Source organism: Afifella pfennigii DSM 17143 (assembly GCF_000688515.1).
Classification (GTDB): Bacteria; Pseudomonadota; Alphaproteobacteria; order Rhizobiales; family Afifellaceae; genus Afifella; species Afifella pfennigii.
On sequence record NZ_JHZK01000017.1, the window covers coordinates 50932 to 77616 of the forward strand.

Annotated in this window: 29 protein-coding genes; 13 read left to right on the forward strand and 16 right to left on the reverse strand. The window is 66.9% G+C overall.

Going from position 1 to position 26685, the window contains the following annotated elements; translation table 11 throughout:
• Positions 1 to 6: 6 nt before the first annotated feature.
• The 8 genes from Q331_RS0112570 to Q331_RS21455 form a co-directional block, all read right to left on the reverse strand.
• Positions 7 to 483, reverse strand: a complete 477-nt coding sequence (locus Q331_RS0112570; protein ID WP_026380972.1) for a molybdenum cofactor biosynthesis protein MoaE — start codon at positions 481 to 483, stop codon at positions 7 to 9.
• 146 nt (positions 484 to 629) lie between these two features.
• Complete coding sequence (moaD, locus tag Q331_RS0112575; protein WP_026380973.1) at positions 630 to 887, reverse strand: molybdopterin converting factor subunit 1; 258 nt, start codon at positions 885 to 887, stop codon at positions 630 to 632.
• 10 nt (positions 888 to 897) lie between these two features.
• Complete coding sequence (gene pgsA / locus Q331_RS0112580) at positions 898 to 1503, reverse strand: CDP-diacylglycerol--glycerol-3-phosphate 3-phosphatidyltransferase (protein WP_245615640.1); 606 nt, start codon at positions 1501 to 1503, stop codon at positions 898 to 900.
• 117 nt (positions 1504 to 1620) lie between these two features.
• Positions 1621 to 3621, reverse strand: a complete 2001-nt coding sequence (gene uvrC, locus Q331_RS21450; protein ID WP_034492029.1) for an excinuclease ABC subunit UvrC — start codon at positions 3619 to 3621, stop codon at positions 1621 to 1623.
• 54 nt (positions 3622 to 3675) lie between these two features.
• A complete protein-coding gene (gnd, locus tag Q331_RS0112590) occupies positions 3676 to 4659 on the reverse strand; it encodes a phosphogluconate dehydrogenase (NAD(+)-dependent, decarboxylating) (RefSeq protein ID WP_026380975.1) in 984 nt (327 codons plus the stop codon).
• A gap of 25 nt (positions 4660 to 4684) precedes the next feature.
• Positions 4685 to 5425, reverse strand: coding sequence for an SDR family oxidoreductase (locus tag Q331_RS0112595; RefSeq protein WP_026380976.1), 741 nt, complete (start codon positions 5423 to 5425; stop codon positions 4685 to 4687).
• 9 nt (positions 5426 to 5434) lie between these two features.
• Positions 5435 to 6379, reverse strand: a complete 945-nt coding sequence (locus tag Q331_RS0112600; protein WP_026380977.1) for a calcium/sodium antiporter — start codon at positions 6377 to 6379, stop codon at positions 5435 to 5437.
• Positions 6380 to 6451: 72 nt separating this feature from the next.
• Complete coding sequence (locus Q331_RS21455) at positions 6452 to 7240, reverse strand: glycosyltransferase family 2 protein (protein WP_034492031.1); 789 nt, start codon at positions 7238 to 7240, stop codon at positions 6452 to 6454.
• Positions 7241 to 7479: 239 nt separating this feature from the next.
• Here Q331_RS21455 and Q331_RS21460 point away from each other — a divergent pair, with 239 nt between their 5' ends.
• Complete coding sequence (locus Q331_RS21460; protein WP_169738502.1) at positions 7480 to 8109, forward strand: outer membrane protein; 630 nt, start codon at positions 7480 to 7482, stop codon at positions 8107 to 8109.
• A 130-nt stretch (positions 8110 to 8239) separates the two neighbouring features.
• Here Q331_RS21460 and Q331_RS21465 read toward each other — a convergent pair whose 3' ends face one another.
• Both Q331_RS21465 and Q331_RS23930 read right to left on the reverse strand, forming a co-directional pair.
• Positions 8240 to 9295, reverse strand: coding sequence for a DUF1176 domain-containing protein (locus Q331_RS21465; RefSeq protein ID WP_026380978.1), 1056 nt, complete (start codon positions 9293 to 9295; stop codon positions 8240 to 8242).
• Positions 9296 to 9308: 13 nt separating this feature from the next.
• Complete coding sequence (locus Q331_RS23930) at positions 9309 to 9764, reverse strand: hypothetical protein (protein WP_051631120.1); 456 nt, start codon at positions 9762 to 9764, stop codon at positions 9309 to 9311.
• Positions 9765 to 9979: 215 nt separating this feature from the next.
• Here Q331_RS23930 and Q331_RS0112625 point away from each other — a divergent pair, with 215 nt between their 5' ends.
• Positions 9980 to 12037 carry an elongation factor G gene (locus tag Q331_RS0112625; protein ID WP_026380979.1) on the forward strand — a complete coding sequence of 686 codons (2058 nt, stop codon included), beginning with the start codon at positions 9980 to 9982 and terminating at the stop codon, positions 12035 to 12037.
• Positions 12038 to 12127: 90 nt separating this feature from the next.
• Here the strand turns inward: Q331_RS0112625 and Q331_RS0112630 are convergent, their stop codons facing one another.
• Positions 12128 to 13021, reverse strand: a complete 894-nt coding sequence (locus Q331_RS0112630) for a LysR family transcriptional regulator (RefSeq protein ID WP_026380980.1) — start codon at positions 13019 to 13021, stop codon at positions 12128 to 12130.
• A gap of 80 nt (positions 13022 to 13101) precedes the next feature.
• Positions 13102 to 14070 (reverse strand): thioredoxin-disulfide reductase, encoded by a 969-nt coding sequence (gene trxB, locus Q331_RS0112635; protein WP_026380981.1) that lies wholly within the window; start codon positions 14068 to 14070, stop codon positions 13102 to 13104.
• Between the two features lie 269 nt (positions 14071 to 14339).
• Between trxB and Q331_RS0112640 the strand changes: the two genes are divergently transcribed.
• Positions 14340 to 15014, forward strand: a complete 675-nt coding sequence (locus Q331_RS0112640; RefSeq protein ID WP_026380982.1) for a 2OG-Fe(II) oxygenase — start codon at positions 14340 to 14342, stop codon at positions 15012 to 15014.
• Here the strand turns inward: Q331_RS0112640 and Q331_RS0112645 are convergent.
• On the reverse strand, positions 15011 to 15955 hold the full coding sequence (locus Q331_RS0112645) for a mitochondrial fission ELM1 family protein (protein ID WP_210164951.1): 945 nt from the start codon (positions 15953 to 15955) through the stop codon (positions 15011 to 15013). The two genes, Q331_RS0112640 and Q331_RS0112645, sit on opposite strands and share 4 nt — an antisense overlap.
• Positions 15956 to 16473: 518 nt before the next feature.
• Here Q331_RS0112645 and Q331_RS0112650 point away from each other — a divergent pair.
• From Q331_RS0112650 to Q331_RS0112675, 6 genes are all read left to right on the forward strand, one after another.
• Positions 16474 to 16896, forward strand: a complete 423-nt coding sequence (locus Q331_RS0112650) for a DUF3775 domain-containing protein (RefSeq protein WP_026380984.1) — start codon at positions 16474 to 16476, stop codon at positions 16894 to 16896.
• A gap of 429 nt (positions 16897 to 17325) precedes the next feature.
• A complete protein-coding gene (uvrB, locus tag Q331_RS21475) occupies positions 17326 to 19965 on the forward strand; it encodes an excinuclease ABC subunit UvrB (RefSeq protein ID WP_084175034.1) in 2640 nt (879 codons plus the stop codon).
• A gap of 85 nt (positions 19966 to 20050) precedes the next feature.
• Complete coding sequence (locus tag Q331_RS0112660; RefSeq protein ID WP_156953339.1) at positions 20051 to 20344, forward strand: hypothetical protein; 294 nt, start codon at positions 20051 to 20053, stop codon at positions 20342 to 20344.
• A 75-nt stretch (positions 20345 to 20419) separates the two neighbouring features.
• Positions 20420 to 21304, forward strand: a complete 885-nt coding sequence (locus tag Q331_RS0112665) for a DUF72 domain-containing protein (protein WP_026380986.1) — start codon at positions 20420 to 20422, stop codon at positions 21302 to 21304.
• A 94-nt stretch (positions 21305 to 21398) separates the two neighbouring features.
• Complete coding sequence (locus Q331_RS0112670) at positions 21399 to 21578, forward strand: hypothetical protein (protein WP_156953340.1); 180 nt, start codon at positions 21399 to 21401, stop codon at positions 21576 to 21578.
• Positions 21579 to 21745: 167 nt separating this feature from the next.
• The gene (locus tag Q331_RS0112675) at positions 21746 to 22072 is read left to right on the forward strand and encodes a hypothetical protein (protein ID WP_026380988.1); all 327 of its coding nucleotides are present in this window, start codon (positions 21746 to 21748) and stop codon (positions 22070 to 22072) included.
• A 13-nt stretch (positions 22073 to 22085) separates the two neighbouring features.
• On the opposite strand, the gene Q331_RS0112680 is transcribed toward Q331_RS0112675, so the two are convergent.
• Positions 22086 to 22973, reverse strand: a complete 888-nt coding sequence (locus Q331_RS0112680) for a dienelactone hydrolase family protein (protein ID WP_026380989.1) — start codon at positions 22971 to 22973, stop codon at positions 22086 to 22088.
• 126 nt (positions 22974 to 23099) lie between these two features.
• Here Q331_RS0112680 and Q331_RS0112685 point away from each other — a divergent pair, with 126 nt between their 5' ends.
• Positions 23100 to 23477, forward strand: coding sequence for a DUF6665 family protein (locus Q331_RS0112685; RefSeq protein WP_026380990.1), 378 nt, complete (start codon positions 23100 to 23102; stop codon positions 23475 to 23477).
• On the opposite strand, the gene Q331_RS0112690 is transcribed toward Q331_RS0112685, so the two are convergent.
• Complete coding sequence (locus Q331_RS0112690; protein ID WP_026380991.1) at positions 23474 to 23869, reverse strand: universal stress protein; 396 nt, start codon at positions 23867 to 23869, stop codon at positions 23474 to 23476. The genes Q331_RS0112685 and Q331_RS0112690 overlap by 4 nt on opposite strands.
• Before the next feature lie 223 nt (positions 23870 to 24092).
• Here Q331_RS0112690 and Q331_RS0112695 point away from each other — a divergent pair, with 223 nt between their 5' ends.
• The 3 genes from Q331_RS0112695 (at position 24093) to Q331_RS24325 (ending at position 26081) form a co-directional block, all read left to right on the forward strand.
• Complete coding sequence (locus Q331_RS0112695; protein WP_026380992.1) at positions 24093 to 24611, forward strand: BA14K family protein; 519 nt, start codon at positions 24093 to 24095, stop codon at positions 24609 to 24611.
• 197 nt (positions 24612 to 24808) lie between these two features.
• Positions 24809 to 25168 carry a septal ring lytic transglycosylase RlpA family protein gene (locus Q331_RS0112700; RefSeq protein WP_026380993.1) on the forward strand — a complete coding sequence of 120 codons (360 nt, stop codon included), beginning with the start codon at positions 24809 to 24811 and terminating at the stop codon, positions 25166 to 25168.
• A 232-nt stretch (positions 25169 to 25400) separates the two neighbouring features.
• The gene (locus Q331_RS24325; RefSeq protein ID WP_051631121.1) at positions 25401 to 26081 is read left to right on the forward strand and encodes a cold-shock protein; all 681 of its coding nucleotides are present in this window, start codon (positions 25401 to 25403) and stop codon (positions 26079 to 26081) included.
• Between the two features lie 323 nt (positions 26082 to 26404).
• On the opposite strand, the gene Q331_RS0112710 is transcribed toward Q331_RS24325, so the two are convergent.
• A partial coding sequence (locus Q331_RS0112710; RefSeq protein ID WP_026380994.1) for an IS630 family transposase occupies positions 26405 to 26685 on the reverse strand: 281 nt, incomplete at its 5' end.

Here is a 26685-nt window from a genome sequence, read left to right on the forward strand (position 1 = left end):
CCCTTTTCATTTGCCGTTTGTCGACCTCCACCTCGCCGCCGCCTCGTCGTCCGCTTCCTTTGCCTCCACCCATTCGCCTTTAGATCCGTCGCTGCGCTCTTCCTTCTTCCAGAAGGGCGCGCGGGTCTTCAGGTAGTCCATGAGGAAGGACGCGGCCTCAAAGGCGGCCTTTCGGTGGGTGGCGGCGGCGACGACGAGGACGATGGGCTCGCCCGGCGCAAGCCGGCCGTAGCGATGCACGGCCGTTAGGCCGGCGAGCTGCCAGCGCTCGGCCGCTTGCTCGGCGATGCGGCCGATCTCCGCCTCCGCCATGCCGGGATAATGTTCCAGGTGAAGCGCCTTCAGCGTGCCGCCTTCGTCGCGGCACAGGCCGGTAAAGGCGACGGTGGCGCCGACATCCTTGCGCCCCCCGGTCAGAAAGGCGGTTTCCGATTCGGTATCAAAGGCTTCGCGCTGGATGCGGATTCGGATTGTGCACGACATGAATCGGTTTCTTAGCGCTCCGACGCAGCTGACGCCATGGTAGCGCAAACACCCGGCCGACTCCTATTCGAGAAGTCGGCGGCTCAGCCGCCGGTCATGGGGGGCCGCAGGCGGCTCAGCCGCCGGTCATGGGGGCCGCAAGCGGCTCAGCCGCCGGTCATAGGGGGAAAGAACGCGATTTCCCGCGCCCCTTCGATCGGCGCGTCGTGTTCCACATGCTCCTGATCGCGCGCGGCGCGGATGACTTCCGGCACGGCGAAGGCTGCGGCATAGCCTTCGTCGCGGGCCGACAGCCAGGCGATCAGCTCGCCGACCGTGGCGATCTCGGCCGGCGGCTCGACGGTCTCCTCGGCATGGCCGATGCGCTCGCGCACCCAGGCGAAATAACGAAGGTCGAGGCTCATTCGCGTTGGCTCATTCCTTGACGAGATGCTTCAGCCCGGCGCGGAAATAATCGTAGCCGGTATAGAGGGTGACGAGCGCGGCGACCCAGAAGAAGGCAAGCCCGGTATTGATGATGAAGCCGCTCTTGGCGCCCTGCAGCGCGGGCGCGATGAGCAGCGCGGCGATGGCGACGAGCTGCAGCGTCGTCTTCCACTTGGCGAGCTTGGTGACCGGCACGCTGACGCGCAGCTCCGCCAGAAACTCGCGCAGGCCGGAGACCAGGATCTCGCGCATCAGGATGATGATGCCGGCCCAGATAGACCATCCGGCGAGCATGCCGTCGGCGACGAGGACGAGGATGGAAACGGCCACCAGGAGCTTGTCGGCGATGGGATCGAGCATGCGCCCGAGTGCCGATTGCTGCTCCCAGATGCGGGCGAGATAGCCGTCGAAATAATCGGTCACGGAAGCGACGACGAAGATGACGAAGGCGATCCACGGGCCCGCATCGCCTGGGATGAAGAAGGTCGCGCCGACGAGCGGCGCCGCCGCGATCCGCCCGTAGGTCAGGATATTCGGTATCGTCAGCGCCTGAATCTGAGGGCTCCGCGCCGCCTCGTGCGCTTCCATGCTCATGGCCTCAGCTTGTTCTCTCCTGGGCAAGATAAGTCAACTGCGTCGCTATCAAAGCCCTGTGACGCTTCGGTGGTTGGCGGTGCGGCGCCGCGCCTTGGCGACGAGCGACGTATCGTCTCATCCGGATTGCTCGTGGAAATGGTCGTAGATCGCCTCCGCCATCTGCTCGGAGATGCCGTCGACCTCCATCAGATCCTCCATGCCGGCACGGCTGACGGCTTTTGCCGTGCCGAAATGGCGTAGGAGGGCACGCTTGCGCGTCGGGCCGATGCCGGCGATCTCGTCGAGCGGATTGGCGGCCATCGCCTTCTTGCGCCGCGCCCGATGCGAGCCGATGGCGAAACGATGCGCCTCGTCGCGCAGCCGCTCCACGAAATACAGCACCGGATCGCGGCGCGGCAGCATGAAGGGCTGTCGGCCGTGAATGTGGAAGGTCTCGCGACCGGCGTCGCGGTCGCGGCCCTTGGCGATGGAGACGAGCGGCAGGCCCTTAATGCCGAGCTCTTCCAGAACCGCCTTGGCGGCGGAGAGCTGGCCCTTGCCGCCGTCGATGAGGACGAGGTCCGGCCAGGCGGGCAGGGCGTCTCCGTTGCCCTCAAGGCCTTCCTGAGGGCGCGGTCCCGCTTCCTTCAGAAGGCGCGAGAAACGACGCCTCAAGACCTCGCGCATCATGCCGAAATCGTCGCCGGGCGTCAGCTCCTCCGAGCGGATGTTGAACTTGCGGTAATGCGGCTTGGAGAAGCCTTCGGGGCCCGCCACGATCATCCCGCCGACGGCGTTGGCGCCCATGATGTGGCTGTTGTCGTAAACCTCGATGCGCTCCGGCGTTCGCTCCAGCCCGAAGGTTTCGCCGAGCGCCTTCAGGAGCCGCGCCTGGCTGGAGGTTTCCGCCAGCTTGCGCCCCAGCGCCTCGCGGGCATTGGTGAGGGCGTGCTCCACAAGCTCGCGCTTCTCGCCCCGCCGCGGCAGGTTGACGGCGACCCGCCTTCCGGCCCGCTCCGACAGCGCCTCGGCGAGAAGCTCGCGCTCCTCCAACTCGTGCGAGACGAGGACGAGCTTCGGCACCGGCTTGTCGTCGTAGAACTGGGCGAGGAAGGCCTGGAGGATCGCCGCCGGCTCAAGGCTCTTGTCGGCCTTGGGGAAATAGGCGCGGTTGCCCCAGTTCTGGCCGGTGCGGAAGAAGAAGACTTGCACGCAGGCCATGCCGCCTTCCTGATGGATGGCGAAGACGTCCGCCTCCTCCACCGATTGCGGATTGACGCCCTGATGCGCCTGGATGTGGGAGAGGGCGGCGAGCCGGTCGCGATAAAGCGCGGCGCGCTCGAAATCGAGCCCCGCGGAGGCCTTCTCCATCTCCTCTGCCAGCTCCGCGCGCACCGCCCGGCTCTTGCCGGAGAGAAACGCTTCCGCCTCCTCCACCAGCTTGCCATAGGCTTCAAGGTCGATCTCGCCGGTGCAGGGCGCCGCGCAGCGCTTGATCTGGTAGAGCAGGCAAGGGCGGGTGCGGCTCTCATAGACCGCATCGGTGCACGAGCGGATGAGGAAGGCCTTCTGCAGGGCGTTGATGGTCCGCCCCACCGCGCCGGCCGAGGCGAAGGGGCCGAAATACTCGCCCTTGCGTTTGCGCGCGCCGCGATGCTTGAGGATCATCGGCGCCTCGTGGTCGCGCGTGATCAGGATATACGGGAACGATTTGTCGTCCCGCAGAAGCACGTTGAAGCGCGGGCGCAGGCGCTTGATGAGGTTGGCTTCCAGAAGCAGCGCCTCGGTCTCCGTGCGGGTGCGCACGAAGTCCATCGCCGCCGTCGCGCCGATCATCCGGGCGATGCGGTTGTTCTGCCCGCCGAGCCTGGTATAGGAGACGACACGCTTCTTCAGGCTGCGCGCCTTGCCGACATAGAGCACCTGGCCCTGCGCGTTGATCATCCGGTAGACGCCGGGCGCGTTGGGCAGCGTGCGCGCGGCGGCCGCGATCACCGCCGCGCCGGGCTCGGCGGTGGGCAGTTCCTCGAAGGCGATGCCGGAGACGGGCTCGGCGGCCGGCCGCGCCTCGGCCGCTTCCGCCTCTTTCTGGTCGGGCTCTTGGGGGGTCGCCTGGTCGCGGATGACGTCGTCCATGATCTTGTTGAAGATAGGCGCTCGGCGCGTCCTTCGCACCCTTCTCGGCTTGGCTCAGCTTTGCTTGCCGCCGCCCTCGATATGCCCGCCGAACTCGGCCCTCAGCGCCGATAAGAGCTTTTCGCCGAAAGTGCTGTCGCGCCGCGAGCGGTAGCGGGCGAAGAGCGCCGCGGCGATCGTCGCCGCCGAGACCTCTTCCTCGATGGCCGCTTCCAGCGTCCAGCGCGCCTCGCCGGAATCGGCGACATGGCCGCGAAAGGCTTCCAGCCCGGGATCCTTGGCCAGCGCCAGGGCCGCGAGGTCTAAAAGCCAGGAGCGGACGACGGAGCCGCGCCGCCAGACCTCGGCGATATCGGCGCAATCGAGCTCGTAGCGCGCCGCCTCCGGCCGGCTCGCCGCGTCGGCGTTGCGCAGGATCTCAAAGCCCTCCGCATAGGCCTGCATCAGCCCGTATTCGATGCCGTTGTGGATCATCTTGACGAAATGTCCGGCGCCGGAGGGCCCGCAATGCATGTAGCCGCGCGCCGGACGCGGATCGCGGCCCTCGCGTCCCTCCGATTCCGGCGTCTCGCCGGTGCCGGGCGCCAGCGCCGCGAAGATGGGATCGAGCCGCTCCACCTCCTCCCGCGGCCCGCCGATCATCAGGCAATAGCCTTCGCTCTCGCCCCCGATGCCGCCCGAAACGCCGATATCGAGAAACTGGATGCCCCGCCCGGCGAGCGCCGCCGTGCGGGCGATGTCTTCCTTGTAATAGGAATTGCCGCCGTCGATGACGCAATCGCCCGCTTCCAGAATGTCGGCGAGCGCGGCGATGGTGGCGCTTGTCGGCGCCCCATGCGGCAGCATCACCCAGACGGTGCGCGGCGCTGGCAGGGTGACGACGTCCTCCAGCGCCGAGAGCGGCCGCGCGCCCTCGCGCGCCAGTTCGTCCACCTTGTCGCGGCTGCGATTGAAGACATGCAGGCTGTGGCCCGCCGCCATCAGCCGGCGCGCAAGCCCCGATCCCATCCTGCCGAGGCCGATCATCGCGACGTCCATGCGGCTCTCCTTGTCGAACGGTGAGCTAGCCACGCACCAGATGCTGGCCGCTATCGAGGGCGATGAGCTGGCCGGTGACGGAGCGCGTCTCCCAAAGATAGCGGATCGTGCGGCCGAAATCGGCCAGGAAGACCGAACGCTTCAAAAGCGTCGCCTGCACTTCGCGCTCAAAGCCCTCCTCGCCGTCATGCGGATTGGGCAGCGTCGGGCCCGGGCCGATGGCATTGACGCGGATGTTCGGCGCCAGCGCCTGGGCGAGCGTCTGCGTCGCCGTCCACAGGGCTGATTTGGCGAGCGTATAGGAGGCCATGTCGCCGGTTGGGCGCAGGACGCGCTGGTCGATCATGTTGACGATGAGCCCTTCGTCATCCTCGCCGCGCTCGGCGGCGAAAGCGCGCGCCAGAAAAAGGGGCGCGCGCAGATTGACGGCGAATTGCCGATCCCAGACCTCCGCTTCCAGCGTCGAGGGCGTGTCGGGAAGGAAGAGCGCGGCGTTGTTGACGAGGAGGCTGACCGGCCCGAGCGCCTGGCGCGCCTGCGGCAGCAGGCTTTCGACCGACGCCATATCGGAAAGGTCGCCTGCGACCACCGCCGCCTCGCCGCCGTTTCTGACAATTTCCCCGGCGAGTTCCTCCGCCTCATCGCGCGAGGCGCGGCAATGGATGGCGACACGCCAGCCATGCGCGGCGAGGTCCTGGCAGATGGCGCGGCCGATCCGTTTCGCCCCGCCCGTCACCAGCGCCACGGGCGCGTCTTTTTCCGTCATCACCACGTCTCAAGCCCAGGGCATGGCGATGGCGCCCCAGATGAGCCCGCCATAGAGGAGGACCATGAAGACGCCCGCCAGCCTTCCGATCGGCAGGCGCAGGCCGAGAAAGGGGATGAGCACCAGTGAGGCGGCAAGCATTGCCCACACCTCGTAATGCATGAAGTCCGACGGCACGGAGAGCGGCACGATCGTCGCCGTGACGCCCAGAATGAAGAGGATGTTGAAGATGTTGGAGCCGATGGCGTTGCCGAGCGTCATGTCGCTGTGGCCGCGCCAGGCGGACATCAGCCCGGCGGCGAGCTCCGGCAGGGAGGTGCCGACCGCGACGATGGTGATGCCGATGATCGTCTCCGAAAGGCCGAGCTGCTGGGCGAGGGCGATGGCGCTGTCCACGACGAGGTCGGCGGCGAAGGGCAGGGCGATAAGCCCGCCGATGGCGAAGACCACCGCGACCGGGACCGACAGGCTGACATCGGGAATATCGAGCAGGTCGCGGCCGCGCCGTGCCTTCTGCGCCGCCGCGAACTGCATCAGGAAGAAGAGCATGAACAAGAAAAGCAGCAAGAGGCCGTCGAAATGACTGAGCGAGCCGTCCCAGCACATGGCGATCAAAAGGCAGGTGACGGCCAGCATCAGCGCGAAGTTACGCTTCAGGCCCGTCGCGTCCACCATCGTGGTGCGGATGAGCGAGGGCAGGCCGAGGACGAGCAGGATGTTGGCGATGTTGGAGCCGACGACGTTGCCGATGGCGATGCCGCTGGAGCCGGCGAAGCCCGCCTGCAGGGAGACGACGAGCTCCGGCGCGGAGGTGCCGAAGGCGACGACGGTGAGGCCGATGACCAGGGGTGGAACGTGTAGACGCTCCGCCAGCGCCACGCAGCCGCGCACCAGAATGTCGGCGGCGACCATCAATAGCACGAGACCGGAGACGAGAACGAAGAGACTTAGCATCGGCGAGGGTAACCGGTTAGCGGCGGCACGTCGTGGATATAGGCTGCGCGCGCCCCGTCAACAGCCCCGGCCTCATCGATCTTCGACCGTTTGAGCCGGCTTGCCGAGCCGTGCCTGCATCATCGTCCCGATCCGCTGGCGTTTGGCGCGCGCGACTTCATGGGCGTAGCGCAGTCCGACCAGCCCGCCGGTCCAGTGGCGGCGGCCGATGAAGAATTTGGCGAATTGCAGCGGATATTCCACGCCGAGCCTGAGGCGCAGAAGGAGGGGCGAGCGCCGCCCGGCCTTTTCGACCGTCTGGAGCTGCGAATAGCCGGCGAGTTTGCGGCCGATATGGTCGAAGGAGCGGAAGGAAAAATGCCAGACGGCCCCCTCGAGCAGGGCGCTCGGTGCCCCGCCATCGACAACGCGGTCATCGGTCAGGCTGGAGGAATAGCGTCCGACGCGCTTGTCGTAGAGGCGTACCGGTGTGACGAAATCGGCCCAGAATCGCGGCTGGCTCTGGCCTGGATAGACCGTGACGATGTTCAGCCGATAGAAGCTGAGCGGTGGCTCGCCCTCCTCGAAGAGGGCGCTGATGGCGCCGACGAGCTCAGGTTGCGGCACTTCGTCGGCATCGAGGTTGAGCACCCAATCGTGCCGGCAGGCTTCCTCGGCGAATCGCTTCTGCGGTCCGAAGCCGATCCAATCATGATGCACCAGGCGCGCCCCGAGCCGCTCCGCCAGCGCCTGTGTGCCGTCGGTGGAGCCGGAATCGACGACGACGATATCGTCGGACAGCCCTCGCACCGCCGCCAGGGTCGCGCCGATGCGGTCGGCCTCGTTGCGGGTGATGATGAAGATGGAGATCGGTACGGTCACGGTCGGGACATATAGCCGGTCGAATGGCGTGTGAGAAATCGCACAGCCGGGGCGCAGACAGGCGCTTAACAGCTGGTGGGAGAAGAGGTTGTGTCGTCTACGCCACGTTAACGCTTCATCACGGAATCGTCTCGTTTTCACCCTTTTTTCTGCGACGCGCGATCACAATCTCTGAATAGGAAATTCTGGAACCAAGGCGCGCCTTGCGCGTTTAGGCATTCGGAGAAGTGGAGGTATCTGTGCAAAAACCCCTGGTTCTTGCCGCTGCGTTGAGTTTCCTCGCCGGCCCTGCGTTGGCCGCCGATCTGGCGACCCCTGAGCCGGTTCCGGCACCGGTCGTCACGACCGCCGGTCCCATCACCGATTGGTCCGGTTTCTATCTCGGCGCCATGCTCGGCTATTCGACTGGTGAAAGCGAGGTTCCCGGTCCCGATCCCGATGTGGATGGCGTGGATGGCGGCATCTATGTTGGCGTGCAGCGCCAATTCAACAATTTCGTCGTTGGCCTGGAAGGCGATGCGCTCCTTTCCGGTGTCAGCGGCTCTACGGCCGGCCTGTCGGTCGATCAGAACTGGGCCGGCTCCGTGCGCGCCCGTGCCGGTATCGCGCTCGATACCTTCCTGCTCTACACCACCGGTGGTGTGGCGCTGAGCGAGGTGGAAGCGAGCGCCGGCGGCGTCAGCGATAGCAATACCCATTGGGGTTGGACCGCCGGTCTTGGCGCCGAGGCGCTGGTGACCGAGAACATCACGGCGGGCGTGGAATATCGCTACACCGATTACGAGGATAAGACCTTCAGCCTTGCTGCGCCGACCGGGGCTGACCTCGATTCGCATTCGATCCGCGCGCGCGTCGGCTACAAGTTCTGACCCAATCGCGCTATCGCAAGCGTCGAAGCCCGGCCTCTGGCCGGGCTTTTTCGTTGCGGCTTTTGTCTGTTTCGCCGCGCCTCCGCCGGTGCGTCCGCCTGGCCTGGCAGAGACCGGCTGACAACACGCCCTAATCTGCGTAGCGGAAGATCACCGGCCAGTCCTGCGGCTGGCGGCCCTCGCATGCCTCCTCCGCGGCGTAGCGATCGAGCCGGTAGTGATAGTCGATGAAGGTGAAGTCGGCCTGCGTGCCGCAATCGCCCAGCCCGCGCCCCTTGGCGAAGGCGGAAAGCCGCGGCCCCTCAAGGCTGATATTGAAGAGCAGGTCGGTGCCGCTCCAGCCGAACGTCCGCGACCATTCCGGGAAGTAGAGGGTGCGCGCGCCGCCGATCTCGCCGGTCTCGCGCAGATAGAGCCGGTAGCTGACATTGTAGGCGCCGACCGTGCAGGGAATGGCGTAGACGATGGCCGTCTCGCTCACCTGTGCCACTTCGATCGGTATCTCGCGCATCAGCTCGGTGTCGGGCGCCTCGCAATCGCTGCCCGTCATGTGCCGGTGAAGGATCGCCTCCGGCAGCCCGGAGGCTTCGATGGAGGCCTGCTTGATCGTTTCGGCCGCGCCGGCGCCGCTCTCCGGCAGGCCTTGCGGCGCGATGGCGACGCGCTCCCTGCCGACAAGACCCATCCTGTCCTCGATCCACAAGAGCGAAGCCGACAGGCCCGACAGCGAAAACAGCTGACGCCGCGGCTCGCCGGTCACGTCGATATATTCGACGATGAGCTGATCTCCCTGCAGCATGGCCTGAAGCGCCTTCTGGCGCAGCCCGGCATCGCCGGTCACGAAGCTGCGTCCCGCCTCGCCCGTCAGCACCCAGCCGCGATTGGCGGCAAGCACGATTTTCTCGCCGTCGACGAGAAGCGTCAGCGGTCGCTGCGGGTCGGGCAGGGGATCGGAAAAATCGAAGCGGATGAAATAGCCGTCTTCGTCGGCGGCGCGGTCGATGCCGAGCCCGGTCGAAGTTCCCTTCGTCTCGGCGCGGCAGCCATCATCCGCCGCGCAGCGCGCCGACCAGTCCTTGAAGGTCGCCGTTTCCTGCGCCGTAGCGGGGGCGGCCAGAAGCGACAGCGCCAGCAGCGCGCAGCCGCCGGAAAGGCCGCGCGCGCGCCGGTGACTGGCGGGTCTCACGACCCTGGAGCCTCTAGCGCACGGTCCGGCAATCGGCGTCGTAGACGCGCCACGGGTCGAGGCCGAGGACGCAGAAGGTGACGCCATCGCCGATGGAGGCAAGGCCCATGCCCTTCTCGACGATATAATAGACATCGCGCGTGGTTCCGTCCGTCATCACCGCGTCGGCCGTGCAATGCTCGGCGAGAATGCGCGCCGGAGCGGTGCCGCTAACGTAGCTGAGGCGGGGATTGAGGAGCGTGTTGATGACGAAGCCACGCTGCCAGGTGTTCTGCTCCGCCCAGGCGAAACGCTTGGCGATGTAGTTCAGCACCCAGGGCTCCTCGCAGATGCTCGGATCGGCTGGGGCGCTCACCCCGTAGATGCTCGCATCGTAGCTGCGCTGCAGGTCGGCTGCGCTTGCCGGCGCCGTCACCGGCGACAGGCCGATGATGCCGCCGAGAAGGCCGAGAATGAAGCTTGCCCGCATATCCGAAACACCCCGTCTGCCGCGATCGTGAGGAGGAACCATGCGCGCAGGCAACGGCCAAATCAAGCGCCTGGCGCATAACCGCTTCCACCTGTTGCAGACTTGCCAAACTTCTCGCCGGCTGAGACGATCTGCGGCAATCCGTTTGGTCGGGTGAGCGGGATAGAACGTTCATGTGACAGCGGGGCTCGCGTGACATGGAAGGAGGCGGCAGGATGAGTGGCAATGCTGGGCACGAAAGGCGCACAGGGCCGCGATGCATCGCCATCGTCGGCCCTTTCGCGAGCGGCAAGACCAGCCTGTTGGAGGAGATCCTCTTCCGCACCGGCGCCACCGACAAGCCGGGCTCCGTGACGGCGCACAATACGGTCGGCGACGCTTCGCCGGAAGCGCGCGACCATGCCATGAGCGTGGAACTGAATTGCGCCACCACCGAGTTCATGGGCGAGCCCTATTGCTTCCTCGATTGTCCCGGCTCGGTGGAATTCGGCTACGAGGCCGATCCGGTGCTCGCCTGCGTCGATGCGGCGATCGTCGTCGCCGAGCCTGACGAGAAGAAGATCCCGGCCCTGCAGGTGGTGATGAAGCATCTGGAGGAGCGCAATATTCCCCGTCTCCTCTTCTTCAACAAGATCGACAAGGCCTCCGGCAGCGTGCGCGACGCGCTGGAAATGCTGCAGCCGGTCTCCGAGGTGCCGCTGGTCTTGCGGCAGATGCCGATCTGGCAGGACGGCATCGCCGTCGGCTTCGTCGATCTCGCTCTCGACCGTGCCTTCCTTTACCGCGAGCACGCGCCGAGCGAGGTCGTGGACATGGCCGAGATGGACCGGCTGCGCTACGAGGAGGCGCGCTTTTCCATGCTGGAATCGCTCGCCGACCACGACGACGCCCTGATGGAACAGTTGCTGGAGGATATCGAGCCGCCGCGTGACGCGGTCTTTGCCGATCTCGTCACGGAGATGCGCGCCGGCGAGATCGTCCCGGTCTTCCTCGGCTCGGCCGCCAATGGCAACGGCATCATGCGCCTGTTGAAGGCGCTGCGCCACGAGGCGCCCGACATATCCGACACGCAGGCGCGCCTCGGCATCGATGCGGCCTCCGGCACGCTCGCCCAGGTGATGAAGACCGTCCACACCACCCATGGCGGCAAGCTCTCTCTTGCCCGTGTCCTCGCCGGCAAGATGGAGGATGCGACCGAGCTGGAAGGCCCGCATGGTGCGGCCAAGGTCTCCGGCATCTTCAAGCTGATGGGCCAGAAGGCGACCAAGCGCGGCGCGGCGAACGCCGGCGAGACCGTCGCCCTCGGCAAGCTGGAGAGCGCCCAGACGGGCGACACCCTGCTCGTCAAGGGTACCGAAGCGCCAAGGATTGTAACGCCGAAACCGCCGCAGGCGGTGCTGCAGAAGGTGGTTCAGCCGAGCGAGCGCAAGGACGAGGTGAAGCTCTCCGCCGCGCTCACCAAGCTGGTGGAGGAGGATCCCTCGCTTGTCGTCGTGCATCGTCAGGATACCGGCGAGACGCTGGTCGGCGGCCAGGGCGAGATGCATCTGCGCGTGGCCCTGGAGCGCCTTGCCGGCAAGAACGGCCTGGCGATCGAGACCGCCGCGGCCACCGTTCCCTATTGCGAGACCATCCGCGGCTCCGTCACCCAGCGCGGGCGCCACAAGAAGCAGTCGGGCGGCCACGGCCAGTTCGGTGACGTGGTCCTGGAGATTCGCCCGCTCGGCCGCGGAGAGGGCTTCGCCTTCGCCGACACCATCTCCGGCGGCGTGGTGCCGAAGCAGTATTTCTCCGCCGTCGAGGCCGGCGCCAGGGAAGCGCTGCAGAACGGTCCGCTCGGCGGCTTTCCGGTGGTCGATGTCGGCGTCACGCTGACGGACGGCTCGTACCATAGCGTCGATTCCTCCGAGCAGGCCTTCAAGATGGCGGCGATCCTGGCGATGCGTGAGGGCCTGCCGCAATGCGATCCGGTCCTCCTGGAGCCGGTAATGAAGGTGGAGATCGCCGTGCCGAGCGAGGCCACGCCCAAGGCCAACGCCATCGTCTCCGGCCGTCGCGGCCAGCTCATGGGCTTCGATGCGCGCCCCGGCTGGGAGGGCTGGGACGTGGTGGAGGCGATGCTGCCGGAGGCGGAGATCGCCGACCTCATCATCGAGCTGCGCTCAGCCACCCAGGGTGTCGGCTCCTTCACCTTCACCTTCGACCATCTGGCCGAGGTGCATGGAAGGCTGGCCGAAGACATCCTGAAAGGCGCCCGGCAGGAAGCGGCCTGAAGAGCGGCCGCCGCGCGGGGGTGGGGCGGACTTCCTTCCTCTTTGCGAGCGGGGAGGGAAGGCCGCCCCGCGGCTAGCGGCGAAAAACTCTTAGAATTGCCAGCGCCTGGCGTTGGCGATGAGGAAGTCGCGGAACACCGTCACCCGGGCGGAATTGCGCAACTCCTCCGGGTAGACGAAATAGGTGTCGAAGGCCGGCACCTCGGCTTCCGGCAGGACGGTGACCAGGCCGAGCGCGGGATTGACCAGATAGTCCGGCAGCATGGCGATGCCGACGCCGCGCTCCACCGCCTTGCGGATGGCCACGACGTTGTTGACGGTCAGGATCGGCGTGCGCGCCGTCTCGCCGGGCTCGCGTCCGCTGGTCACCAGGAGGTTCATGTCCCGCAGATAGCCGGGGGCGTTGTCGCCGTAGATGATGATTCGGTGGTTATCGAGATCGCTGGTGCTTTTCGGCTGGCCGAAGCGCTTCAGATATTCCGGTGCGGCGTAGACGTGGAAATGCACGGTGAACAGCTTGCGCTGGATGAGATCCGGCTGCGTCGGCGCCCGCAGGCGGATCGCCACATCGGCCTCGCGCATGGCGAGGTCGAGCTCGTCGTCGTCGAGCACCACCTGCAGATTGATCTGCGGATAAAGGTCGATGAATTCGTGCACGCGCGTGGCGAGCCAGGTGGAGCCGAGCCCGACCGTGGTCGTGACCCGCAACGGACCGCTGGGCTGACCCTTGGAATCGGCCAGCTCGGTGCGGGTATGCTCAAGCTTCAGGAACACCTCGCGGGCGGTGCGCATCAACAGCTCGCCCTGCTCGGTGAGAATGAGGCCGCGCGCATGGCGGTGGAAGAGCGGCACGCCGAGTTCCGCCTCCAAGGCGCTGACCTGACGGCTCACGGCCGACTGGCTCATATTCAGCACATCACCTGCATGCGTGAACGAGCCGGCATCGGCCGCCGCGTGAAAGATCCGCAGCTTATCCCAATCCATTCTTGTCCCCTTCAGGATCGGCACGATCCGGAAGCCCACCCAATCAGTCTAGACCGATTCTGAAAAATGCAGCGCTCGCCTTATTCCGCTGCTTGTCTTGTCGCTTCAATCCCGAACAGGAACTTTTCCGCTTCCAGCGCTGCCATGCAGCCCTGGCCGGCGGCCGTCACGGCCTGGCGATAGATGTCGTCGGTCACGTCTCCGGCGGCGAAGACGCCGGGAATGTCGGTCGCCGTGCAGTCGGGCGCGGTCCACAGATAGCCGTTCGGCTTCATCTTCAATTGATCCTTGAAGAGCTCCACGGCGGGTGCGTGGCCGATGGCCACGAAGATGCCGTCCACGGCGATCTCGCTCGTCTCGCCGGTCTTGACGTTCTTGATCCGCGCGCCGGTGACGGCCGGCGGAAACCCGCCTTGGCCGAGAACCTCGTCCAGGACGCTGTCCCAGAGGATGGTCACGTTCGGTGCGGCGAAGAGGCGCTCCTGCAGGATGCGTTCGGAACGCAGCTCGTCGCGGCGATGGACGAGCGTGACCTTGCGGGCGAGATGCGACAGATACAGCGCTTCTTCCACGGCCGTGTTGCCGCCGCCGATGACGAGAACGTCCTTGCCCTTGTAGAAGAAGCCGTCGCAGGTGGCGCAGGCGGAGACACCGAAGCCCTTGAAGCGCTCTTCGGAGGGCAGACCCAGCCAGCGCGCCTTGGCTCCGGTGGCGATCACCACCGCATCGGCCGTCCAGCTATCGCCGCCGTCGAGCTTCAGCCGGAAGGGGCGCACTTTCAGGTCGGCCTCCACCACGGTGTCGTTGACGATCTTCGTGCCGACATTCTCTGCCTGGCCGCGCATCTGCTCCATCAGCCAAGGCCCCTGGATCGCCTCGGCGAAGCCCGGATAGTTCTCCACGTCGGTGGTGATGGTCAGCTGGCCGCCCGGCTCCAGGCCGGCGATCAGCACCGGCTCCAGCATGGCGCGCGCCGCGTAGATGGCGGCGGTATAGCCGGCCGGGCCCGAGCCGATGATAACGAGCCGTGCGTGCTTGGCCTCTGACATTCTAGCCCCTTTGCATAACCAGCCTTTGAGATAGGCGGCTAGGCATGGAAGGGCAAGCAAACCGCCGGATCGATCACCATCTTTGGCCGCCCCAAACCTGCATGGAAGCTGCGTCGGCGTGTCGCAGATGCTACACTAGCGTGGCGATAAGCTGCGTTTTGCTGCCTGTCGATTGCGCCCATGCAGGCCTCGTGCGAAGAAGGGCGCCCGCTCAACCGAGCGGTGTTCTTGTGCGAGTTGAACAGGCCTGTTGGAACGGAAGATGGGCCATGCTTGATGCCAAGGAAGCTACGAAACGCTCCGTCCGTGCCGCGGTGGATTCTGCCGAGTTGCGCGCCGAGCCTTACCCGCATGCGCTCCTTCAGTCGGTGCTGCCGGAGGCGGTCTATCGGGAACTGAAGGCGCTTGATCTGCCGGTGGTGGAGATTGGCGGCCTCTCCGGCACCCGCGAAGCGCATAACAGCGAGCGCAGCTACTTGGCCGGCGAGAACCTTGAAAGCAGCCCTGGCTGCCGCGCCGTTGCCGAGGCTTTCCAGGATCCTGAGATCGTCGGCTTCTTGCAGAACCGTTTCGGCGCCGATCTCGCCGGCACCTATCTCAGGATGGAATACGCGCAGGACGTCGACGGCTTCTGGCTGGTGCCGCATACCGATATCGGCGTGAAGCGCTTCACCCTGCTTATCTATCTGTCGGACGATCCGAGCCACGCCGATCTCGGCACCGATATCTATGTCGACAAGGAGACGCATATCGGCCGCTCGCCCTTCCGGCCCAACGCGGCCCTTCTCTTCGTGCCTTCCGATCGTACCTGGCACGGCTTCGAGAAGCGGCCGATCAATGGCGTGCGCCGCTCGCTCATCGTCAACTACGTCACCGACGAATGGCGAGCCCGCGAGCAGCTCGCCTTTCCGCGGCAGCCTGTCTTGCAGGGGGAGGCGGGTTAGCCCGTTTCTCCGTTCGCCATAGCGCCGAGCAGCCGCTCGCGCACGATCGCCGCGACTTCGGGCGTGGCGTCCACCGCCTCGCCCCCCTTGAAGAAGAGGTCGAGTCCTTCCGGTCCGGTGACGGCGACGAGGCCGCGCTGGCCGAGATTGGCGATGAAGGCGTCGTGACGCTTCGACTTGCCGTTCAGTGGCAGGAGGTTGACCGGTCGTCCGGTCGCCAGAGCTTCCGACACCATCGATACCGAATCGGCCGTCACCACCAGGCGGTCTGCAAGGGCGAGCATGCCGAAATAAGGATTGTCGCCCCTCCCGTCCCACTGCCAGTACCAGTCTTTCTCGCCGAAAGCGGCGCGCAGCGAATCCGCCACCCGCTCCTCGGTCCGCCGTGAGGGCGTGACGAGGATGCGCGCTCCGGTCTTCTCGTGCACCCCGGCGACCATCGCTTTCAGCCGATTGAGGAAGGCCTCGCTCATCCAGTAATGCCGGGTGGGGCCGCCGAGAACGAAGCCGACGACGCTTTCCGCACCGCCGCGCAGCGTCTCCCGCCAGGTTTCGGCGGCGCTGGCGAGTTTCTCCGGCGTCACCCGGTGAAGTGCCGTGTCGACGGTGACGACGTTGTCGCCTTCGAGCCCGTCATGGCGCATGGAGACGACGAGATCGAAATGCCGCAGGGGCGTTTGCGGGTTCTGGATGTGCACCGTCCGGGTGGCGCCGTCGGAAGCCCGCCGGATGGCGATGGAAACCGCCGTGGAGCGCCGGCCGCACGAGATCAACAGGTCCGGCCAGGGGGGCGCGAGCGAATCGCCCGCCGGATCGAGCCCCGACAGCGGGGCGGGGCACAGATGGCCCGGCAGCATCGACCACGGACGCCTGAGGCCGACCCGCTTCTCCTGAAAATCCAGGCCGAGCCGCTCCGCCAGCCCGACCGCCTGGCTGCGCATGCCCGCTTCGCCGGTCGTCAAGACCCAGCAGCTGGGGTGGAATGAAGGGGCATCGTGCATCGGTGGGAACGAATAGCGGCCTTTGCAGGGCTTCGTCCCGGTAGCATGTCGTGCCAGGCGCGCAAAGTGCTTCGGCGGCGACCTTCGGCCGCTCGGAGCCGGGGCCTTGCCGGCAGGCTGTGCCGAAGCGATGGGCAGGCCTGCCTATGAGGAGGGCAACTGCATACCTGACATGCAGAGTCGTCGATTGCTCCGCCGAGCCGGCATGGCGATATAGGTCTCGCTGACGAGCTCTTGGGTCGCTTTCCCGGTGACCTTAGAGAGACAGCTGTTCCCCTCTTGGACGGCCGGTCTTCGACCGGCTCCAACTCTCCCAACGAGTCCTGGATAACCTCCGGGAATCGTTTTTTTTACGCCCGCTCCTGCCCTGTGCGGCCATGTGGTTTCTCGCGTGACAATGCGCGCCGGTACGGGGTAGAAACACAATGCTATCCCGGCTTACTGGGAGGCGGAAAACGATGCTTAAGAACATGCCTGTCGATCTCAATCTCGATCCTGCGACCTTGCGGCTCTTCGCCGAGAAAGCGCGTACCATCAGCGCCGACCTGCCTGGCGACTACGAGGATGGCAACGAGCATGACGTTGAGCTCGACGCCGAGGGCATGCACGACTCGCATCATCACGACGCCCTTGCCGAGGAAGAGACCGAGGACCAGACCGAGGAAGAGCTGCGCGAGCTGATCGACGATCTCAATGTCGACGAGGCGGCCGATCTGGTGGCTATCGTCTGGATCGGTCGCGGCGATTACGGCGCCGAGGATTGGGATGAGGCGCGCTCGGAGGCCCGCTCCCGCGCCGCCGGCAAGACCTCTGCCTATCTCCTGGGCATGCCGCTTCTCGCCGACCATATCGAAGCCGGCCTCGATACGCTCGATCTCTGATCGCGGGCTTGGCGCCAGCACCGAGCATCCATTCGCGCTTCAAAACGCCGGGCGGCTCTTTCCCGTTTACCTCGTCCGGCCCATATTGCCGCCATGGCATCCAGCAAGCGAAAATCGTCCTCCCAGCGTCGTGGGTCGGAGGGGGCGGCCGCGTCCCATCAGGATGAGGCACCCGGCTTCGGCGAGGCGCCGCAGCCCGAACTGAAAGGCGTGCCCGTGGGCGATGCCTTCTCCGGCTCCGTCTCCGCCTGGGCAAAGGCGCTAGGCCGCGAGGCGGAGGCGCAAGACCGGCAAGAGGAGAACCGATCGCGCATCAGCGGCCGCAAGGCGGGCGAGCGCGGCGGCCTTGCCTATGATCGCTCGCTGCCGGCGCCAGAGAAGTCGCGGCTCGGCCCCGGCAAGAATTCCGGCTGGGAGACCGACCAGTCGGTGCCGCTCCGCTGGGACCGGGAAGAAGAGGCACGCCCGGCGCCGAAGAGCGGCGAGAGCCAGGACGCCTCGGCCCGCGCGCCCAGGAAGGGCGCCAAATCCGACAAATCCAGCAAGGCCGACAAGGCCGAAAAGCCGTCGAAGACGGCCTCCCTGAAGCCGGCCTCCCTGAAGACGGCCCCCCTGAAGACAGCAAGGGGCACCTCCATGGGCGGCAAGGGCACGGCCAAGGAGCGCGCCGGCGCCGGCCTCAATCCGGTGGCCGGGCTCAATGTCTCCTTGGAGGAGGCGGCGAGCCTGCCCGGCTCCGGCGTCACGGCCACGGTGGAGGCGCTCTCGGCGCTGATCGAGAAGGGCAGGCCGGAATTCCGCGACGGCACCTGGGTGCCGCATCGCCCGCCGCGACCAGAGAAATCGGAAGGCGGCGTTGCCTTGACGATCGTCTCCGACTTCGAGGCCAAAGGCGATCAGCCGCAGGCGATCGAGGAGCTGGTCGCCGGCATCAGCGAGGCCGGCGAGGCGACGCAGGTGCTTCTCGGCGTCACCGGCTCCGGCAAGACCTTCACCATGGCCAAGGTGATCGAGGCGACGCAGCGCCCGGCGCTCATCCTCGCCCCCAACAAGACGCTGGCCGCCCAGCTCTACGGCGAGTTCAAATCCTTCTTCCCCGACAACGCGGTGGAGTATTTCGTCTCCTATTACGACTATTACCAGCCGGAGGCCTACGTCCCGCGCACCGACACCTATATCGAGAAGGAATCCTCCATCAACGAGCAGATCGACCGCATGCGCCATGCGGCGACCCGCGCGCTCCTGGAGCGCGACGATGTCGTCATCGTCGCCTCCGTCTCCTGCATCTACGGTATCGGCTCGGTGGAGACCTATACGGCGATGACCTTCGCCATGGAGGTGGGCGAGCGCCTCGACCAGCGCCAGCTCCTCGCCGACCTCGTCGCTCTGCAATACAAACGCTCCGACGCCAATTTCGTCCGCGGCACCTTCCGCGTGCGCGGCGACACGGTGGAGATCTTCCCCGCCCATTTGGAGGACAGGGGCTGGCGCGTCTCGCTCTTCGGCGACGAAGTTGAATCGATTTCTGAATTCGACCCGCTGACGGGCAAGAAAACGGGTGAGCTGCGCGCCGTAAAGGTCTACGCCAACTCGCATTATGTGACTCCTAAACCGACTCTTCAGCAGGCCGTGAAGGGCATCCGCGCCGAGCTGAGATGGCGCCTGGAGGAGTTGGAAAAGGCCGGCCGGCTGCTGGAGGCGCAGCGCCTGGAGCAGCGCACCCGCTTCGATCTGGAGATGATCGAGGCGACCGGCTCCTGCGCCGGCATCGAGAACTATTCGCGCTATCTGACCGGCCGCAAGCCGGGCGAGCCGCCGCCGACGCTCTTTGAGTATCTGCCCGACAACGCCCTCGTCTTCGTCGACGAAAGCCATGTCACGGTCCCGCAGATCGGCGCCATGTATCGTGGCGACTTCCGCCGCAAGGCGACGCTCGCCGAATACGGCTTCCGCCTGCCGTCCTGCATGGACAACCGGCCGTTGCGCTTTGAGGAATGGGACGCCATGCGCCCGCCGACGGTCTGCGTCTCCGCCACCCCCGGCGGCTGGGAGCTGAACGAGACCGGCGGCGTCTTCACCGAGCAGGTCATCCGTCCGACCGGCCTCATCGATCCGCCGGTGGAGATCCGCCCGGCCTCCAGCCAGGTCGACGACCTTCTCGGCGAGGTGAAGGAGGTGGCCGCCCGCGGCTATCGCTCGCTGGTGACGGTGCTGACCAAGCGCATGGCGGAGGACCTCACCGAATATCTGCACGAGCACGGTGTCAGGGTGCGCTACATGCATTCCGACATCGACACGCTGGAGCGCATCGAGATCATCCGCGATTTGCGGCTCGGCGCCTTCGACGTCCTCGTCGGCATCAATCTTCTGCGCGAGGGGCTGGACATTCCCGAATGCGCCCTCGTCGCCATCCTCGATGCCGACAAGGAGGGCTTTCTGCGCTCCGAGACCTCGCTCGTCCAGACCATCGGCCGCGCCGCCCGCAACGTCGACGGCAAGGTGGTGCTCTACGCCGACGGGATGACCGGTTCCATGCAGCGCGCCATCGCCGAGACCGACAGGCGCCGGGAGAAGCAGCTCGCCTACAACGAAGAGCACGGCATCACCCCGGAGACGGTGAAGGCGAAAATCGCCGACATCCTCGACAGCGTTTACGAGCGCGACCATGTGCGGGTCGGCATCGGCGAGGGCAGGGGCGGTGGCTTCGCCGAGGACGAGGGGGCGCTGGTCGGTCACAACCTCCGCGCCCATATCGACGCCCTGTCGAAGCGCATGCTTCAGGCCGCCGCCGATCTGGAGTTCGAGGAGGCGGCGCGCCTGCGCGACGAGATCAAGCGGTTGGAGGAGACGGAGCTTGCCGTCCTCGACGATCCGCTCGCCCGCAACGCCGGTATCGAGAACACGCGTCAGAGCCGCAAGGACGCGGCGAAAAAGACCAAGGCCGGCGCGGGCGCTGGCGCGGGCGCGGGCGCCTCCTCGCGCGTGCGAAAAAACGCGCTCGACGAGATGACGGTCGGACGCACCGAGACGCCGATGGGCGGCAAGGGGGCGGTGAAGCGGCGCCGATAGGCTCGGAGGGGCCGGCGCCGGCCCCCAAAGAGGCAGGCTCTCGCTTGCCCAGTTGGCGTTCCGGCACCACATACGGGGAGAACCCATGACCATCTCTTTCCCCCGACGCGCCATGCATGCGGCCGGCCTTGTCGGATTGCTGCTTCTGCCGCTTCCCGCCGCCGCGCAGACCTTCGGCAAGCCGACGGGGCCGACCCTGCCGCGCGTCCAGACGCCGAACCTTCCCGAGCCCGACCCCTTCAACAACCGCTACGACAGCACCCGCCAGCAGCGGCTGAAGAACGAGCGGCTCGTCCTGCCGCCCGGCTGCGTCGGCGATCTGACCGCCACCGAGCGCGCCCGCTGCCGCGCCAAGGCGCGCACGCGCACGCAGCAATAGGCCGCCGGGCGCTTTTCGGGTTGCCTTGCGCCCGCGGGCGCTTGAGGCTCGCCGCTCTCTCAGCGAGGAAGCCCCATGCCAGCCGAAAGCCGCGCCGCAAACGCCCCCGAAAAAGCCCCCAAGGACGAAGACGCCGACACCCAGCGGGACCCCGCGGGCTCCATCCGCGTCGGCATCGGCGGCTGGACCTTCGAGCCCTGGCGCGGCACCTTCTATCCCGACAAGCTGCCGAAGACGCGCGAGCTCTCTTATGCCGCCTCGCGCCTCACCGCGATCGAGATCAACGGCACTTTCTACCGGGCGCAGTCTCGCAAGAGCTTCGCCAAATGGCGCGAGGAGACCCCCGAGGGCTTCGTCTTCGCGCTCAAGGGTCACCGCGCCATCGCCATGAAGAGAAAGCTCGCCGAGACCGGCGAGAGCCTTGCCTGGTTCCTCGATAGCGGCCTTGCCGAGCTCGGGCCCAAGCTCGGCCCCATCCTCTGGCAGTTCGCGCCGAGCCGCGCCTTCGACGCGGACGACATCGCCGCCTTCCTGAAGCTCCTGCCGCGCGAGGTGGAAGGCCTGCCGCTGCGCCACGCCCTGGAGGTGCGTCATCAGAGCTTTCTGTGCGAGGCGTTCCTCGATCTGGCGCGCCGGCACGGGGCGGCCGTGGTGCTTGCCGATTCGCCGGACTATCCGGCTCTTGCCGCCGATACCGCCGATTTCGCCTATTGGCGGCTGATGCGCACGCAAGAGGAGGAGGAGAGCGGCTACAAGCCGGCCGATCTCGACGTCTGGGCGGCGCGGGCACGGTGCTGGGCGGCGGGCCGCCCGACGCCGGATATGCCCGGCCTTGTCGAAGCAGCGGGGCCGGCGCGTGCGCAGGATGCGGGGCGCGATGTCTTCGTCTTTTTCATCGCCGGGGCGAAGCTGCGCAATCCCGCCGCGGCGAAGGCGCTGATGGCGCGGTTGCAGGATTGAGGTCTCGCGGGCGATCGGCCGCGCGGCGAGAACGCAGTCGCCAGGTGCCCCGGCCTCCTTTATGGTCCGGCGGCATCATCAGGCGGAGACAAGCATGACCGGTAGCCCGCAAACCTACAAGAAGGCGAAGGACCGGCGGAAGAAGACCCCCGTCAAGCGCGTTCAGCTCTCGGCGGAGGAGCGCAGCGCCTACGAGGACGCCATGCGCGAGCACGACAGGCGCGAGCGCGAGCACGGACAGTTCCTGCCCAACGACCTCAAGCGGCGGCGCTGACGAAGCGGGCGCCTCCCGGATCCTTCCGCGCCGTCTTCTCGGTCGATGCGACCGAGCGTCCCCGCGCCCCCGCGTCGCCCCTCTTAAAGCCGTTTTCCTGTTAGTTCGGCTGCCGTGATGAAACGCGGCGGGAGGCGTCGGTGAAGGCAAGCGCTCCAGGTTTGCAGGTGGGTATCTTCGCCACGCTCATGCTGCTGGCGCCGGCGGCGACGGCGGCGACTTTCTCCGCCCCGCCGCGCCCCGCGCCGGCGGAGCGACCGTTTCTCCTCGCCCATGACTGCCACCGCTCCATCCAGTATGGCGAGATGGAGGAGGGTGGCGAGGCGCTGTGGCATTTCCACGGGCCCGATTGCCAGGCGATCCCAGCGGCCGATCAGGAGCCGCCGCCGACCGCCGGAGGGCCCGGAGAGCCGCCGCCGCCGGCCCCGCCGGGTTTGCGGCCGCAGATGCCCAAGCTCGATGCTGACGAGATCGAGCTGCCTCCGCGCTCTTGACCCGCCGGCTCACTCAGCCGGAGAGCTGTTCCTTGAAGAAGGCGATCGTGCGCTCCCAGGCGAGCTTGGCCGCCTCCGCATCGTAGCGCGCCGCCGAGGTGTCGTTGTGGAAGGCGTGGTTGACGCCGTCGTAGATGTGGATCCGATGCGCCACGCCCTCCGCTTTCAGCGCCTCCTCGTATTCGGCGATGCCGGCATTGATGCGCTCGTCGAGCCCTGCATAGTGGAGCAGCATCACCGCTTCGATTTGGCCGACCTGGGAAGGATCGGGCGTGCGCCCGTAGAAGGCGACGCCGGCGGCAAGATCGTCGCCGGCATGGATGGCCAGCTGGTTGACGAGCGCGCCGCCCCAGCAGAAGCCGACCGCGCCGACCTTCCCGCTCGTATCCTCGCGGCTGATGAGATAGTCCAAGGCGGCGACGGCGTTGGCGAGGGTGGCCGCCTGGTCGAGCGCGCCGATCATCTGCCGCGCTTCGTCCTCGTCCTGCGGCGTGCCGCCGGCGGGAGAGAGAAAGTCCGGGGCGAGCGCTATGAAGCCCTCCACCGCCGCGCGCCGGGCGACGTCCTGAATATGGGCGTTGAGGCCGCGATTTTCGTGGATCACCACGATGGCGGGCAGGGGGCCATCGCTTTCCGCCGGCTTGGCGAGATAACCCGACATCTCCGCGCCGTCTGCGCCCGCAAAGGAGACGCGCTCGGCGCTGAGCCGCGCATCGTCTTCCGCCACCATGGCCGCGCGGGCCTTATCGGCGGCCAGAAGCGGCGCGATCGCTGCGGCCGCCGAGGCGGAGCCCGCGAGCGCCGTCAGCCGCGCCATGAAGGCGCGTCGGTCATAGGTGATATGGGTGTATTCGTCGTAGAGGCGGATCATCTCCTGGGTGATCGGCGGACGCTTCGACATGGCTTCCTCCGGCGCGTTCGGACCTGTCCGGGAGTAAGTAGAAGCCCTCTCCTGGACTGGAAGAGACCTTGACGGGCAGTTGATCGCCGCTTGCCGCTTGCCGCAAGCCGTCCTAGCTCTGGCGCCATGAGCGTCCGCCCGCCCCGCATTCTCGCGCCCAAAGCGCAACCTTCGCCGCTCGACGCCCTTCACCAGGAGATGCTGGCGGAAAAGGCCGGCGCCCTGTCGCGTATGGTCTGGCGCTTCGAGCGCGCCCTGGAGGCCTGGCGGGCGCTGGAGAGGGCCGAGGAGGGCGGGCCGGCGGCCGCCACGGCTCGCGCGCAGGCCTTCGATGCGGCGGCGGAGGCGCTGTGGGCGCTGATGGTGCAGCGCGACGCTCTCGGCCTGCCCGGCACGGAGCGCCTCATGCGCGAATACGACGTGCCGCCGGCGCTGCGCGCCCGCCTCGGCATCGTGCGGGCGGGCAAGGGGGCAAGCTCTCCCGGCGGCGCTGAGCCGTCTTAGCGCACCACCAGGACCGAACAGGGGCTGTGCAGCACCACATTGGCGGCGTTGGAGCCCATGACGTAATCGCCGAGATTGGGATTGTGCGAGGCCATGATCACGAGGTCGATATCCTCCTGGGCGATGGCGGTGCGGATGCCGCGCGCCACCGTGCCGAGCCGGTGCACGGCGCGGCTTTTCACGTCGGGAGGGATGTGTCGGCGCCTGAAAGCCTCCACGGCAGGAATGTGATGCTGCGGAAATTGGGTAAAATCGGCTTCCATTTCCGGGAAGACGCTGAGCACGACCAGCTCGGCCTGGTAATGGCGGGCGAGGTCGACCGCCGTCTCGACCGATTTCTCCCAGCTCGCCACATGGTCGAGATCGATCGGAAGGAGGATGCGGCGGACCATCTCTGTGCCTTGTTGCTGTGGCGTCCCGGCCGCGAATCCTGCTGCGCGGCGTCATTCGGTAAGCTGGCGAAGCATTTGCCGCGACCGGCGTCAAGCCGCGCCGAGCGCGCATCGGCGCCAGGCCGTCGGCGGGGCCATCGTTCAGCCGCCATTCAGCCTCAGATCGCTAAATCGGTTCGCGACAACGCCGAAGCGTTTTCGGCCATAGCCAAGGAAGAATGCCATGTCCCTCCTCTCAGCTGCGCCCAAGGCGATGGCCGCGACGCTCGCTCTCGCCCTCGTCGCGACGTCCCTGCCGAGCACCGCCTCGGCCGATCGCTGGCACAAGCGCGGCTGGGACCGGCCGCATCACGGCGGCTATTATGAGCGCCGTCGCGACGATGCCGGCGCAGCGCTCGCCGCCGGTGTGATCGGGCTTGCCGCCGGAGCCATCATCGGCTCGGCCCTGGCGCCGGCTCCCGTCTATGCGGCACCGCCGCCACCGCGCCCCGTCTACGTGGCGCCGCGCCCCGTCTATGTTGCCCCGCCGCCCGTCTACGAGGCGCCCGCCCCGGTCTACCGTGCGCCCCTGCGTCGCTCCGGCAACCCGCTCGTCGTCTACGAGGATACGGCCGGCCGCGGCTACGCCCCGGAGCCGTGGACGCCGGAATGGTATGTCTACTGCAAGTCCAAGTACCGTTCCTTCGACGAGCGCAGCGGTACCTTCCAGCCCTATGAGGGGCCGCGCCGCCTCTGCCGTTAGGGGCCCGAACGCCGGCCGCAAGCGGCCGCCCTTTCCGGCGGCCGCCGCCCGGCCCGCGCCGCTGATGGCTGGCTGGGCGTCGACATGTCGCCGGCGAAGGCGCCCAATTGCCCTCAAATTCCCGCTTTCTCGCCAAGTCATCGCCTCCTTTGCCGGTAAAGGGCGCCGGGCCGCTTGTGGCAAAGGGGAATTTGGACATGCAGCATCGCGCGAAGCTACTCGCCGCTGCGGCGCTGACGGCGCTCGCGGTCAATCTCATCCAGCCCGGCCTCGCACTGGCCCAGAACGGCCATGCCTCCTGGTATGCCATGACCTCGCGGACCGCTTCGGGCGAGCGCGCCAATCCGAACGCCATGACCGCGGCCCATCGCACCTTGCCTTTCGGGACCAAGGTGAAGGTCACCAATCTGACCAACGGACGCGCCACCATTGTCCGGATCAACGATCGCGGCCCCTTCATCAAAGGCCGCATTATTGACGTCACGCGCGCCGCCGCGCACAAGCTCGGCTTCGTCAGTCGCGGCACGGCGCGGGTTCAACTCGAGGTCGTCAAGTAATCGCCTCTGAAGACCGTTCGGGACGTCTCGCTTCATTCCGCACTTGCAGATTTCGGCCGTTGCCGTCATAAATCGTCTTGAGGGGGTCTGCATGAGGCGTCTCCCCGGTATGGTTGAGGGCCAGCGGACCGATCCCGGCTTTCTATGTATTCCAAAGTAAAGACCGCGCGCTTGCCCGCGTCGGCTGCTTGCTGGCAGCCGACGGTTTTGGTGTTTTAAGGGACCAGATGAAATGATGGAAAATGGCGGTCGCGACGGTCACGACGACGACTTCGGTGAACGTCGGGATAAGGATCGCTCGCGCCGGCCGCGTCGCGGCGGTGCGCGGGAAGTGGGAGGCGAATACGGCGTCGAGCCGAGCCCTCCGGGATATGGAGATCGGGGCGAAAGCGATTTTCGCCGCGATGAAGGCGGCTACCGCGGCGGCGGCTATGGTGGCGGCGGCTATGGCGGCGGCGGCGGTTATCGTGGCGGTGGCGATCGAGCCGGCGGTGGCTATGGCGGCGGCGGCGGTTATCGCGGCGGTGGCGGCGGTGGCGGCGGTTATCGCGGCGGTGGCGACCGCGAAGGTGGCGGCTACGGCGGCGGCGGTGGTGGCTATCGCGGCGGCGGTGGCGGCGGCTTTCGTGGCGGGGGCGGTGGCGGCGGCGGCCGGCCTTTCCAGGATCGCGCCCCGGCGGAGCTTGGGCCTCGCCAGAACGGCACGCTGAAGTTCTTCAATTCCGATCGCGGCTTCGGCTTCATCTCGCCGGAGGATGGCAGCAAGGACGTCTTCGTCCATATCTCCGCCATCGAGCGTTCCGGACTGCCGCAGCTGGCCGAAGGCACGCGCCTCTCCTTCGAGACGCAGCAGGATCGTCGCGGGCGTGGCCCGCAGGCGGTCAACCTGCAGCTTCTCGACGAAGAGGCTTAGAGCCTCTCCGCCGCTTTCGCTCTGCCTGCGGATGCGTCACGGCCCGCCCTGCGCGGGACCATGGCGCTGGCGAAGCTGGCTATGTGTGAAAGCAGCGTGTGCAGGCAGCGGCGTTGCCGTTGATCACGAGAGACTCTAGCTGCGCCGCTCGGTCTCTGCGGCGCGCTTGAGTGCCTTTGCCGTTTCCGATGCCTGATGCGGCTCCCGCTTTCCGGTAAGCTCTGCGCCCATGCGTGCCTCCGGCACGGCAAGGCGGGTCGCCGCGGTATGGTCGGCCGGCTTGCGACCCTCGCCCTGTCCGCGCTTGCTAGAGCAGCTTCGACTTAATCCGGGTCATACCCGGCGGCCTTGAAATAGTGGCGGCATTCCTCGGCGGTGAAGGCTGGCAGGCAATCGGCAACGACGGACCAGAGTTCGTCGACGGTTCTGGCGGCGGCCTTTCTGAGCAGGGCCTTGAGCTTGGAGAAGACCATCTCGATGGGGTTGAAGTCGGGCGAGTATGGCGGGAGGAACAGAAGCCGCGCACCGGCCTTCTCGATCGCCTCGCGCACGCCGCTGATCTTGTGGACCGGCAGATTGTCCATGACCACGACATCACCGGGGC

Coding starts and splice junctions, on each gene's coding strand:
- Q331_RS0112570 (WP_026380972.1), bottom strand. CDS start 483: ATGTCGTGCACAATCCGAATCCGCATCCAGCGCGAAGCCTTTGATACC.
- moaD (WP_026380973.1), bottom strand. CDS start 887: ATGAGCCTCGACCTTCGTTATTTCGCCTGGGTGCGCGAGCGCATCGGC.
- pgsA (WP_245615640.1), bottom strand. CDS start 1,503: ATGAGCATGGAAGCGCACGAGGCGGCGCGGAGCCCTCAGATTCAGGCG.
- uvrC (WP_034492029.1), bottom strand. CDS start 3,621: ATGGACGACGTCATCCGCGACCAGGCGACCCCCCAAGAGCCCGACCAG.
- gnd (WP_026380975.1), bottom strand. CDS start 4,659: ATGGACGTCGCGATGATCGGCCTCGGCAGGATGGGATCGGGGCTTGCG.
- Q331_RS0112595 (WP_026380976.1), bottom strand. CDS start 5,425: ATGACGGAAAAAGACGCGCCCGTGGCGCTGGTGACGGGCGGGGCGAAA.
- Q331_RS0112600 (WP_026380977.1), bottom strand. CDS start 6,379: ATGCTAAGTCTCTTCGTTCTCGTCTCCGGTCTCGTGCTATTGATGGTC.
- Q331_RS23930 (WP_051631120.1), bottom strand. CDS start 9,764: ATGCGGGCAAGCTTCATTCTCGGCCTTCTCGGCGGCATCATCGGCCTG.
- Q331_RS0112625 (WP_026380979.1), top strand. CDS start 9,980: ATGAGTGGCAATGCTGGGCACGAAAGGCGCACAGGGCCGCGATGCATC.
- Q331_RS0112630 (WP_026380980.1), bottom strand. CDS start 13,021: ATGGATTGGGATAAGCTGCGGATCTTTCACGCGGCGGCCGATGCCGGC.
- trxB (WP_026380981.1), bottom strand. CDS start 14,070: ATGTCAGAGGCCAAGCACGCACGGCTCGTTATCATCGGCTCGGGCCCG.
- Q331_RS0112640 (WP_026380982.1), top strand. CDS start 14,340: ATGCTTGATGCCAAGGAAGCTACGAAACGCTCCGTCCGTGCCGCGGTG.
- Q331_RS0112645 (WP_210164951.1), bottom strand. CDS start 15,955: ATGCGCAGCCAGGCGGTCGGGCTGGCGGAGCGGCTCGGCCTGGATTTT.
- Q331_RS0112650 (WP_026380984.1), top strand. CDS start 16,474: ATGCTTAAGAACATGCCTGTCGATCTCAATCTCGATCCTGCGACCTTG.
- Q331_RS0112660 (WP_156953339.1), top strand. CDS start 20,051: ATGACCATCTCTTTCCCCCGACGCGCCATGCATGCGGCCGGCCTTGTC.
- Q331_RS0112665 (WP_026380986.1), top strand. CDS start 20,420: ATGCCAGCCGAAAGCCGCGCCGCAAACGCCCCCGAAAAAGCCCCCAAG.
- Q331_RS0112670 (WP_156953340.1), top strand. CDS start 21,399: ATGACCGGTAGCCCGCAAACCTACAAGAAGGCGAAGGACCGGCGGAAG.
- Q331_RS0112680 (WP_026380989.1), bottom strand. CDS start 22,973: ATGTCGAAGCGTCCGCCGATCACCCAGGAGATGATCCGCCTCTACGAC.
- Q331_RS0112685 (WP_026380990.1), top strand. CDS start 23,100: ATGAGCGTCCGCCCGCCCCGCATTCTCGCGCCCAAAGCGCAACCTTCG.
- Q331_RS0112690 (WP_026380991.1), bottom strand. CDS start 23,869: ATGGTCCGCCGCATCCTCCTTCCGATCGATCTCGACCATGTGGCGAGC.
- Q331_RS0112695 (WP_026380992.1), top strand. CDS start 24,093: ATGTCCCTCCTCTCAGCTGCGCCCAAGGCGATGGCCGCGACGCTCGCT.
- Q331_RS0112700 (WP_026380993.1), top strand. CDS start 24,809: ATGCAGCATCGCGCGAAGCTACTCGCCGCTGCGGCGCTGACGGCGCTC.
- Q331_RS24325 (WP_051631121.1), top strand. CDS start 25,401: ATGATGGAAAATGGCGGTCGCGACGGTCACGACGACGACTTCGGTGAA.